The 10,444-nt window shown below is 43.2% G+C and carries 10 protein-coding genes; 6 read left to right on the forward strand and 4 right to left on the reverse strand.

Annotated elements, in window-relative coordinates; all coding sequences use genetic code 11:
• Positions 1-51 precede the first annotated feature (51 nt).
• Complete coding sequence (locus IQR33_RS30540) at positions 52-1,176, forward strand: acyl-CoA desaturase (RefSeq protein WP_017821552.1); 1,125 nt, start codon at positions 52-54, stop codon at positions 1,174-1,176.
• A gap of 359 nt (positions 1,177-1,535) precedes the next feature.
• Positions 1,536-2,903, forward strand: a complete 1,368-nt coding sequence (gene dcuC / locus IQR33_RS30545) for an anaerobic C4-dicarboxylate transporter DcuC (RefSeq protein WP_053349164.1) — start codon at positions 1,536-1,538, stop codon at positions 2,901-2,903.
• Positions 2,904-3,005: 102 nt separating this feature from the next.
• On the opposite strand, the gene IQR33_RS30550 is transcribed toward dcuC, so the two are convergent.
• On the reverse strand, positions 3,006-3,362 hold the full coding sequence (locus IQR33_RS30550; RefSeq protein ID WP_005376535.1) for a hypothetical protein: 357 nt from the start codon (positions 3,360-3,362) through the stop codon (positions 3,006-3,008).
• A 576-nt stretch (positions 3,363-3,938) separates the two neighbouring features.
• On the opposite strand from IQR33_RS30550, the gene IQR33_RS30555 reads away from it, so the two are divergent.
• From IQR33_RS30555 to IQR33_RS30570, 4 genes are all read left to right on the forward strand, one after another.
• On the forward strand, positions 3,939-5,171 hold the full coding sequence (locus tag IQR33_RS30555; protein WP_017635352.1) for an OFA family MFS transporter: 1,233 nt from the start codon (positions 3,939-3,941) through the stop codon (positions 5,169-5,171).
• A 67-nt stretch (positions 5,172-5,238) separates the two neighbouring features.
• On the forward strand, positions 5,239-6,852 hold the full coding sequence (locus tag IQR33_RS30560) for a VRR-NUC domain-containing protein (protein ID WP_193837975.1): 1,614 nt from the start codon (positions 5,239-5,241) through the stop codon (positions 6,850-6,852).
• A 165-nt stretch (positions 6,853-7,017) separates the two neighbouring features.
• Entirely contained in the window at positions 7,018-7,665 is a 648-nt protein-coding gene (locus tag IQR33_RS30565; protein WP_053303510.1) for an AcfA family outer membrane beta-barrel protein, read from the forward strand.
• A 15-nt stretch (positions 7,666-7,680) separates the two neighbouring features.
• On the forward strand, positions 7,681-8,016 hold the full coding sequence (locus tag IQR33_RS30570; RefSeq protein WP_017635355.1) for a YgiW/YdeI family stress tolerance OB fold protein: 336 nt from the start codon (positions 7,681-7,683) through the stop codon (positions 8,014-8,016).
• 80 nt (positions 8,017-8,096) lie between these two features.
• Here the strand turns inward: IQR33_RS30570 and yegS are convergent, their stop codons facing one another.
• The 3 genes from yegS to IQR33_RS30585 all read right to left on the reverse strand — a co-directional run.
• Complete coding sequence (gene yegS / locus IQR33_RS30575; protein ID WP_053303508.1) at positions 8,097-8,999, reverse strand: lipid kinase YegS; 903 nt, start codon at positions 8,997-8,999, stop codon at positions 8,097-8,099.
• An 8-nt stretch (positions 9,000-9,007) separates the two neighbouring features.
• Positions 9,008-9,913 (reverse strand): LysR family transcriptional regulator, encoded by a 906-nt coding sequence (locus tag IQR33_RS30580; RefSeq protein ID WP_053349403.1) that lies wholly within the window; start codon positions 9,911-9,913, stop codon positions 9,008-9,010.
• A gap of 172 nt (positions 9,914-10,085) precedes the next feature.
• On the reverse strand, positions 10,086-10,444 hold a 359-nt coding region (locus IQR33_RS30585; protein WP_193844295.1), incomplete at its 5' end, for a bifunctional diaminohydroxyphosphoribosylaminopyrimidine deaminase/5-amino-6-(5-phosphoribosylamino)uracil reductase RibD.

Genomic DNA, 10,444 nt, shown 5'->3' on the forward strand with positions numbered 1-10,444 from the left:
TACGCTGATATTCTGGCGAACAGTTGTTAGCTCAAAGTTAGGGATACACCTGTGACTCAAAACAAACCACCTGTTATCTGGTTGAATACATTGATATTTTCTGCCAGTTTTGTTCTGACTTTTATTGTAATGCCTTGGTATGCATATCATTTTGGACTGGGTTGGGAACATCTAATTTGGGGAGTGATTGCATTTAGTTTTACTAACCTTTCTATTACAGCAGGCTATCATCGTCTCTGGAGCCACAAAACGTACGAAGCTCATCCTATTTTGCGCGCCATTTTTGCGATTGGAGGAGCATTTTCTTTGCAAAATAGTGCATTACATTGGTCTTCTGATCATCGTGTGCATCACAAACATGTCGACAATAACGATAAAGATCCGTACTCAGCCAAGCGGGGTTTTTGGTATTCTCACATTGGGTGGATGTTACGTGATTACAATAAATCAAAGGAAAACGAATATACAAACTGCCGTGACCTAAAGCGCGACAAAATCGTCATGTGGCAGCATAAGTATTATGTTCCACTTGCCCTACTGACTAATATTGGTTTCCCAGTCATGCTCGGACTGATCTACGGTGATATCTGGGGGATGTTATTGGTCGTTGGTGCGGCTCGACTCTTTATGAGTCACCATACGACTTTTTTCATTAACTCCCTCGCACATATTTGGGGTAAGCAAACTTTCACAGACAAAAACACTGCTCGCGATAATGGTGTACTCGCCTTTTTCACATTTGGAGAGGGTTACCATAATTTCCATCATATTTTCGAGAATGACTATCGCAATGGCGTGTATTGGTGGCATTACGACCCAACGAAGTGGTTGATAAAGTCATGTTCTTGGCTAGGACTCACATCTAAGTTGCGCACAACGCCTACATTTAGAATTGAAAAGGCCCGTGCGAGTCAACTTTTGAAGAAAGCAAGAGAAAAGCTAGAATCGAAACCGAACACGCAAACGATCCTCGATCAGCTACAGCACGAGTTTGATACTCTAGTTCATCACATGCAGGAATACTACGAGATGCGCAAAGAAGTACTCGGTGCCAAAACTGCCAGTGTGGTAAAGAAATACGAATGTTCTGTAACGAAAATGAAGTACCAGCAAATTAAAGCAGAGTTCGAACGGCAGCAACGTAGTTGGAACCTTATGGTTCGTCGATACGCATAGTTTATCCTCATTCTTACGATTACTTAGCTTCGCTTCGGCGAAGCTTTTTTGTTGTGAAGAGTGTTTTCCAATAATTGCTTACTGAGTAAAGTCTTTTTCCTATTGTGAATCAATTCACTCTTTATTCATTCACTTTCCTAGTCATATTTTCCTTCCTATAAATAGCTTCAAACCAGCACATAACACTTAGAAAACCAAATTCCAACAATACAATCTAACGAAATTATTTATTAAATTATTATTTGTCTCAGATCATGCAAGCCCCATATTTGTCTCGTGCCACAGCTAAGAATTCTGTAAATTCCTTGTCATAAACTGAAACAGTTTCTTTCTTTTTTACATAACATTCGGAGATCCCTATGTTAGAGCTCTTAATTGGCTTAGTGGTTACCATTGCGGTGGGTTACTTTATTGTCAAAGGCTATAAAGCTGCGGGCGTGTTACTGACAGCTGGTATTGCTTTACTTCTTATGACTGGCGTTTTGGGGCACGACGTGCTGCCGTCAAAAATCACCTCAACTGGTAACATGGTGACAGATGCGCTTGAATACGTGAAATACATGCTTCAATACCGCGGTGGCGGTCTTGGTATGCAAATCATGCTGCTTTGTGGTTTTGCGTCATACATGACTCATATCGGCGCGAACAACGTGGTAGTGAAACAGTTCTCTAAACCGCTTTCTGTCATCAAGTCTCCTTACGTCCTTTTGGTAGCGGCTTACATTGTGGCGTGTTTAATGTCTCTTGCGGTAAGTTCTGCAACAGGCCTTGGCGTACTATTAATGGCGACACTATTCCCTATGATGGTCGCGATGGGCATTTCTCGTCCAGCAGCCGTTGCAGTGTGTGCCTCTCCAGCGGCAATCATTCTTTCTCCTACTTCTGGTGATGTTGTTATCGCAGCAGAAAAGTCTGGTTTAGAGCTTGATGTGTTTGCGGTACAAACTGTGTTGCCTGTTTCTATTTGCGCAATCATCGTCATGGCAGCGGCAGCGTTCTTCTGGAACAAATACTTAGATAAGAAAGAAAATACACCAATGGAAAAAATTGATGTATCAGAGATCAAAGCTGACGCACCAGCGTTTTATGCAGCTCTTCCATTTCTACCTATCATCGGCGTTTTCCTATTCAACGGTCGTACCATTCCAGGACTTAGTCTAGACATCTACACTATTGTGGTTGGTTCGATTTTCCTTGGAGCTCTGATCCATTATGTTGTAAATAAGTTCGATGGTAAGAAATCACTAGAAGATTTAGATTCTTGCTACGCAGGCATGGCTGACGCGTTCAAAGGCGTTGTGATGCTTTTGGTTGCCGCTGGGGTTTTTGCACAAGGTCTGATGTCTATCGGTGCTATCGATAACCTACTTCATCTAGCAGATAATGCTGGTGCAGGCGGCGTTGCTTTAATGCTTATTCTAACTGCATTGACAGTTGCAGCAGCAATTGCAACGGGTTCGGGTAACGCGCCTTTCTATGCGTTCGTGGAGTTAGCACCATCTTTAGCTGCTAAAATGGGATTAAACCCTGCGTTCCTAATTATCCCGATGCTTCAAGCATCAAACCTAGGCCGTACTATCTCACCAGTATCTGGCGTAATCGTTGCGACATCAGGTATGGCAAACATCAGCCCGTTTGAGGTTGTAAAACGCACATCCGTTCCAGTTCTAGCAGGCCTTATCACGGTGATTATTGGTACTATTGTGCTTGTTCCAATGAGTGCCTAACGGTATTGCCACGATCAAACTAAAAGCAATATCCGAACAAAATTACGTTTAATTAAAAACGCCAGCAAATGTGCTGGCGTTTTTTTATTCTAATGTGATGATTTACGCTGACTTAAATCGGTCAGGAATCTTAGTGATGCTCTCTCTGTAGCTAAACCATAAGTAGGTAACGGCAAGCGAAAAGAATAAATATGAAAGTGCGAATACGATTGGAGACGTGATTAATTCCGCGGACATTCCCCACATCACACCGACTACGGTTATCGTCAACTTAGAAAGCATACCGCAAATGAGTAGGAATAAAGCAAGCTGTGGAAAGCGCGAGCTGCGAAATGCGAAGAAATAACAGCTACCTACAGCTAAAGAAGCAATAGATAAGCCCAACATAAATGAATGGATGTGGTCTGCTGATGCGATACCAGCGGATACCGAAGCCATGAGTAATAGGAACAGTTTCATAAGTCACCTCACAACAAATCTAAAAAGCATCCCTTCATAAATGAAAACTCATTTTTCACTATATTCTGCGCCTAAAATCAGCAATTACAAGTTACTTTTTTGCTCACTTAATGAACATAAAAGCTAATCAGCTTCAATTATTACAAAAGGTTAACAATTAAAAATTAAGAAACCCTTTGCATCTGATACTTACGACAGTTAGATGATAAATTCGCCATTTTTGTTACAGATGGTTAACATGGAAACATTTTGAAATTTTTTATTTGAAATGTGAACTGTGCACTCAACAGCGTAAAACCTCTCTGTCTTGACTCATCATTCGTTATTAGCGAACAAAAAATATCACTTTTTTACAACGTTCTTACTACATACAAAACCATGAATTCACATCCACTTTTAATGTTGCAAATTATTTTATCAGTAACCGTAAAAAGAGATTCCAATCACATATTTATTGGTTATAATCCGCGCTCATTGCGTTAAACGTTGAAAAACGCAAACTAATTTTGAGAAAAAACATCTTTAAACCAACCTTCTTTGCGGCATTGCCAATAAGAGGAAAAACTGAGAATAAAAATGAGCAAGATTGATAAAGCTATGCGCATCCTGTTAGCAGGGTTCTGTATCAACCTTTGTCTTGGCATCCTGTATGCTTGGAGTGTATTCAACAAGGCACTGGTAACTGAATCAGGCTGGAGTGCTGCAGAAGCTTCTGCACCTTACGCAACTGCAACCATCACTTTCTCTATCTGTCTTCTTATTGCAGGTATTCTCCAAGACCGCATGGGCCCTCGAATGATCCTTATCCTAGGTACTGTTCTTACAGGTCTGGGCATGATCGCGTCTGGCTTTGTTGACACTCCACTCATGCTGAACATTACCTTCGGTGTGATCACAGGTGCAGGTATCGGTTTTGGTTACGCATGCCTATCACCTTCTGCGATGAAGTGGTTCCACGCTTCGAAGAAAGGTATGGTTAACGGCATTATTGCGGCAGGTTTTGGTCTAGCGGCTATTTACCTTGCGCCAGTAACTTCTGCGCTAATAGACAGCATGGGCATTCAAACTAGCTTTATGGTTCTTGGTGTTGGTATCCTAGCGATTGCGGTTCCTCTTGCAGCAACCATCAACAACCCACCAGCAGACTACACACCTGCGGAGCCTAAAGTAAAAGAAGGCCAAGCACCTAAAGCGGTGAAAAAGTCAGATGACTTAACTTGGAAAGCAATGTTGAAAACGCCACAGTTCTACTCTCTATGGATCATGTACGCGTTTGCAGCTTCTGTTGGTCTAATGATCATCGGTAACATCACGACAATCGCAAGCGTTCAAGCAAACTTGCCAAACGCGGTTTACCTAGCGTCTATTCTTGCTGTATTTAACTCTGGCGGTCGTGTTGCCGCGGGTATGCTTGCAGATAAAATCGGCGGTGTTCGTACGCTTCTACTCGCGTTCGTTCTACAAGGCGTAAACATGGTGCTGTTCGCGACGTTCGACTCTGAGTTTACACTGATCATCGGTACAGCAATCGCAGCGGTAGGTTACGGTACACTTCTAGCGGTATTCCCTACTCTAACGGCTGAGTTCTACGGTCTGAAAAACTACGGCACTAACTACGGCGTGCTTTACACAGCATGGGGTATCGGTGGTGCAATCGGCGCAGCGGTTGTTGGTTTCTCGATGACAAATGGCGACGGCTACACCTTGGCTTACACAATTTCTTCAGCAATGATGGCAGTATGTATCGTACTTGCGTTCATCACTAAGCCATTGTCTGAAGCGAAAGTAGCACAGCTAAAAAACGCATAATTGCGAATTGATTTGATAGCAAAAAGGCTTAACCTATGGGTTAAGCCTTTTTTGTTATCGGTCGTTTATGGAAAGCCCTATCGAACTTGCACCAGACTACTATCTAGAGAACTTCTTTAAGCTGACTCATCACGCAGTAACTTGGTACAGCAATTTACTGACCAAGGAAGAACACGCATGGCTTTGCTCGTTTGATTCTTTGAGCAAACACGCCCAGTGCCTTTTGGTACGTTTATACAGCCGAAAGGGATGTTGGTTTCGAAGTGATAAGCTGAGTTATCCAGAAATACCTTCTATCAATGAAGCACTGGCAGAATTGAGTCAACATGAGTTTGTAGCCCTTTCCCCACCCCTTTCTCATCAAGGGTTAGCGGCTAATTTACTGACCAAGCCAGAAATCTCCACGCTTTATCCCGAACTGCCGAAATCACTCAAGAAAGACGCCCTTGTCGAACGTTTGAGTAATGCGGAATTTGATCGTATAGAGCGGCTTGAGTTTACGATCGTCAAACTCAATTCTGCTCATATGGTTGACGTGTTACTCACTCTGTTTTTTGCCAACACCCATCAAGACTTAAGTCAGTTTGTGCTTGATGACTTAGGTTTGCATCAGTTCGAGCAATATCAATTGAGTAAAGTGCGCCGTTTCTTTGATTCACGTGAGCAAATAGACCGCTTAATTGAACTGAGCCAGTTGGCCAACCTGTACTGGCAATTTGACCGAAAAGACAAAGCCAATCTCGACTTATTAATTGAGGCAATGCCTCAGCCCGTTAAACACCGTTACGTAGATCGTAAACGCGAGCACATGTTGAATGACATAGCACGTGATTACGAACGGCTTAATGATCTAGAGACCGCCCTATCTCTATTTGGCCAAACTCAACTCACACCGAGCCGAGAACGACGCGCACGTATCTATGACAAATTAAACCATGATGATTTATTTTGTGACATTGTCACAGATATGCTTAACTCACCGATCGATGTGTCTGAGCTCGAAGTTGCACAAAAACTTGAGCAACGGTTAAAACGAAAACAAGGCGAGAAAGTGCCAAGAGTGACGAAGCCAACCTGTACGGAATACCGCCTTGAACTGGATTTATCTCAACAGAGAGTCGAACTCGCCAGCAAAGCGTATTTTGAGTCCTTAGGCTGGACTGTATTTTACGCCGAAAATGCACTGCTTAATGCATTACTTGGTCTCACTTTTTGGGATGCGATTTTTGCTCCTATTGAAGGGGCATTCATTAACGCTTATCAACACCGTCCTTTAGATTTATATCACTCGGATTTTGTTACCAAGCGCCAAGCTTTGATAGACACCGCTTTTGCCGAACTAGAAGCGGGCAACACCCAGATGTTATTGACAAAATACGATGAGAAGTTTGGCATCAGTAATCCATTTGTACATTGGAACTTAATAAGTAAAGAGCTACTCGAAACAGCACTCAACACTATCCCAACTAACATGTTGATGGCGCTATTTAAAATACAATTGAGTGACCTAAAGCTTTACCGCAATGGGATGCCGGATCTGATTGCTTTTAAAGGAAACGAGTTCGAATGGATTGAAGTAAAAGGGCCGGGCGATAAACTCCAAGACAACCAATGGCGTTGGATTAAAGAGTTTACTCGCCTTAATGTCCCGTTTGCGGTGTGTTACGTCGCAGCAACTTAACTTACTCTATATAAAGAGCTTGGTGTTTGTTCACTCAAACCGCCCCTCGGTTATCGCCCCTTGCTCTTTTTTCTAAACATTTTTTCGTTTCTTCACGATCGCTTCACGCTTCTTCACACAAAATGCGCTTCTACTCACTAAGTTGATTTGAAGAGGCAAAATAAAATGAACAAAACACTTCTTGCGTTACTTGTTACCTGCTCAGTTTCGGTATCTGCGGCTCCTTATGTAGGTCTGGAATATGGACTAGGCACCACTGACCATGATTTGGAACCTCACTTTTCAACTGACAACGTAACACTCAACCCTGAGCTTGAAGACGGTATTTTCTCAGGCTTTGTCGGTTACGCATTTAATGACAACTGGGCATTGGAACTGGGTTACAGCCAGTTTGACCTTGATGATAGTCGTTCAAAAAACCTAGGTATCAAGTCAATCGATGGCAAAGATTACCATCATGAAATGGATTGGGATGCGTCAATCAAAGCCAAGCAAGTGTCGTTGGCTCCTGTGTTTAACTATGCATTAAATGATAAATGGACAACAAAATTCAAAGCGGGTTTAACTTACACGCAATACGATGCCAAGGTTTCTAAACATCAAGAATACGAACTTGTCACGAACGACGATGTGGAAATGACCAACACGCTTTTCCATAGCGCGGAGAAAAACAACGAGCTAGGCGCAATGTTCTCAGTGGGTGCGGAATACAGAATTTTCCCGCAGCTCACCATAGGTGTAAACGCAAAATACCAACTAGACAGCTACGCAAACACTGCATCCTTTAATGTAGGCACAACTTATTACTTCTAATATCAGGAGAGGATAATGAAAAGAGTATTGTTAACATCCATGCTTGCCCTACTTTCAAGCTCGGCTTTCGCCGCATTTAATGGCCCAGAAGTCAGTGCAATCAATACGGTGAAAGAGGCGCGCAACGCAACCGACGACAGCGCTGTAGTGCTAACCGGGCATATTGTTCAATCATTTGGTAACGAGACTTACTTGTTCAAAGACAACACTGGTGAAATCGAAGTAGAGATCGACAACGAAGATTGGATGGGTCAAGAAGTGACACCAAAAGATACCGTAATGATTCGAGGAGAGGTTGACTCAGATTGGACAACTACGCAGATAGACGTTGAGACCATTCAAAAACGTTAAGAAGTTGACGATACCTCAACACAAGCAACACAGCCACATTTTAGTGGCTGTGTTAAGCAATAATCATGGAGAACGCTCGTTTAGCTAGTCAAGCAAGGACAATCTTGCGGTACGACTAATCGTATACTCTTAGGCTGAACATCAAATCTAATGGTTCTCGAATGATAGGGTTCTCCATCTAAATTAAGAGGTAATGGATTCGGGAAGTCTATCTCCAACCAGCTTGCTCTTGTGTACTTCACAAACTCTCCTTTCTCACTCGGGTTATTGATCTCGTCGATTACTTTAGGCAGCTCATGAGGTAAAAATGGGCGCACCAATGTTAGATCCATCAGCCCATCATTAATCATCGCTTTTGGAGCTAACTCTTGCCCACCTCCAGCAAGGCGCCCATTACAAAACGCACCGAGCAACATTTCTCCCTGATACGCACCACCTTCAATCGTTATTGTTCCGTCATATGGTTTAAAGCCAAGTGCTTTTACAACACCAGTTAGCGTGTAAGCTCCACCGCCAAGAAAGTTTTTGAGTTCAACAGGCGTTTCTGCTGTAACTTCTGCGCCAAACCCTGCTGTTGCCACGTTAATAAAGCAGCGATCGTTCGCTTTGACGCAATCGACCAAAGCGGACTGCCCCTCAACAGCAAGAGATAAAGACGCCTTAATGGAATTAGGTACTTGAATAGCGGTAGCAAAGTCATTGGCGGTACCAAGGGGAATAATGGCTAACTCAGGGCGTTTTTCTTCGTCAATTTGAATAACCGCAGAAGCCGCCTCATTGACGGTTCCATCGCCTCCAGCGACAACAATACGTTCAATGCCTTCATCAACCGCTTCTTTCACTAGCCGCGGCATGTCTTGAGATTCCCACGTCACACGCACCTGTACGTCGATGCCTTTTTCTCTCATTTTCATGATTGCATCTCTTAACTCTGGATTCCCAGCTTTTTTTCCGTTAAGGATGGCACGTATTGTCTTTTTCATTGCACTTCCTATTGGTTGATGACTTTTCCTGCTTGCTTAATCTGTGAACGCAACCATTGATGGGCGCTGTCGTTTGTGCGACTAGGATGCCAGATTGTGCAAAGCTCATACATTTGTTCATCAAATGGCATTGATAAAGATTTAACATGATAGGTGTTATTGAACAAGTTGATCATCGACTCTGGCATTAAACCAATGTATTCACTACCACAAATAATTGGGAGCATTTCTAGTACGCCTGAGGCTCGATACTTAATCTTTCTCTTATCCAAGTCGACAATGTCATCGGCGTTTAACAAGCTCTTACGACTCTGCCACTGCGAAACCACTACGTGTTCTTCTTCAAAAAATTGTTCAGCCGTAATCTCGTCATTCAGGCGTGGATGCGTTTCGCTACATACCACCACCAAACGCTCCGTAAGTACAGTTTCCAGTTTTAGCACCGTTCTTGCTCTTGGTGTGATATCAATGATCAAATCGTATCGTTGTAACCGCAGATCACTTTCAAAATCTTCCGTAAAAAGCGGATGTACTTCTAATGCAACATTTGGCGCCGACACACGGATTTGTTTCATGACTTGAGGTAGCAACTCAAAGCTCGCAACGGACACACAGGCAATAGAAAACACTCTATTCGACACTTTAGGGTCAAACTCACTAGAGGCCGATAATGTCGAAGTGAAATTTTGTACTGAAGCTAGAAGAGCAGGATAAATATCCATCGCAAACGAGGTAGGCTCGACACCTTTAACGCAACGATGAAACAATGGATCATCGTAGATATCACGTAGCCTTGCTAGCGCTTTACTCACCGCAGGCTGGGTGATGTTTAAACGCGCCGCCGCCCGAGACAAGTTACGCTCTTCATAGATGGCAGTGAAAATGGGAATAAGATTAAGGTCGGTCGGTTTCATGCTATTAAATTTTTCAAAAGTCACTTTCTCTATTTTAATCTAACAGCATGATCCTTCACGTAGCCAAGTGCAACAAATGGGCGGTATCGCTTGTTTTAATGAGTTTTAACTCAATTTTGACGCACTTCATTCACCACATAAACTGGCACCATAGTGCAACGTAAAGCTTGACTTAGGCTTTGCCTAGGTAAGGGGTAAGAAACTCGCTGACTTCCTCGCCGCACAAACCCGTTTCTACCTCTATACCTGCTTGTTTTAGAATCTCGATACCTCGACCACTGTTGCGCGGGTCGGAGTCCAATATGGCTACGACGACTTTGCTTATGCCGGATTTGACTAATGTCACCGCGCAAGCTGGCGTGCGACCAACAAACGAACACGGTTCCAGCGTAACGTATGCCGTCACCGATTCTAACGAGCCTTGATACGCATTCAGCGCTTCCACTTCCGCGTGATTGCCACCAATCGCTTGAGTATGACCTTCAGAAACGATTTGATTGTCTTTCACTAACACGCAGCCAACCGGCGGGT

The sequence above is a fragment of the Vibrio sp. OPT46 genome (assembly GCF_015163535.1).
GTDB classification, from domain to species: Bacteria; Pseudomonadota; Gammaproteobacteria; order Enterobacterales; family Vibrionaceae; genus Vibrio; species Vibrio alginolyticus.

Excerpts from the sequence above, each read along its gene's own strand:
- IQR33_RS30580 (WP_053349403.1), bottom strand. The coding sequence starts at position 9,913 with ATGAAACCGACCGACCTTAATCTTATTCCCATTTTCACTGCCATCTAT.
- IQR33_RS30565 (WP_053303510.1), top strand. The coding sequence starts at position 7,018 with ATGAACAAAACACTTCTTGCGTTACTTGTTACCTGCTCAGTTTCGGTA.
- dcuC (WP_053349164.1), top strand. The coding sequence starts at position 1,536 with ATGTTAGAGCTCTTAATTGGCTTAGTGGTTACCATTGCGGTGGGTTAC.
- IQR33_RS30570 (WP_017635355.1), top strand. The coding sequence starts at position 7,681 with ATGAAAAGAGTATTGTTAACATCCATGCTTGCCCTACTTTCAAGCTCG.
- IQR33_RS30550 (WP_005376535.1), bottom strand. The coding sequence starts at position 3,362 with ATGAAACTGTTCCTATTACTCATGGCTTCGGTATCCGCTGGTATCGCA.
- IQR33_RS30560 (WP_193837975.1), top strand. The coding sequence starts at position 5,239 with ATGGAAAGCCCTATCGAACTTGCACCAGACTACTATCTAGAGAACTTC.
- IQR33_RS30555 (WP_017635352.1), top strand. The coding sequence starts at position 3,939 with ATGAGCAAGATTGATAAAGCTATGCGCATCCTGTTAGCAGGGTTCTGT.
- yegS (WP_053303508.1), bottom strand. The coding sequence starts at position 8,999 with ATGAAAAAGACAATACGTGCCATCCTTAACGGAAAAAAAGCTGGGAAT.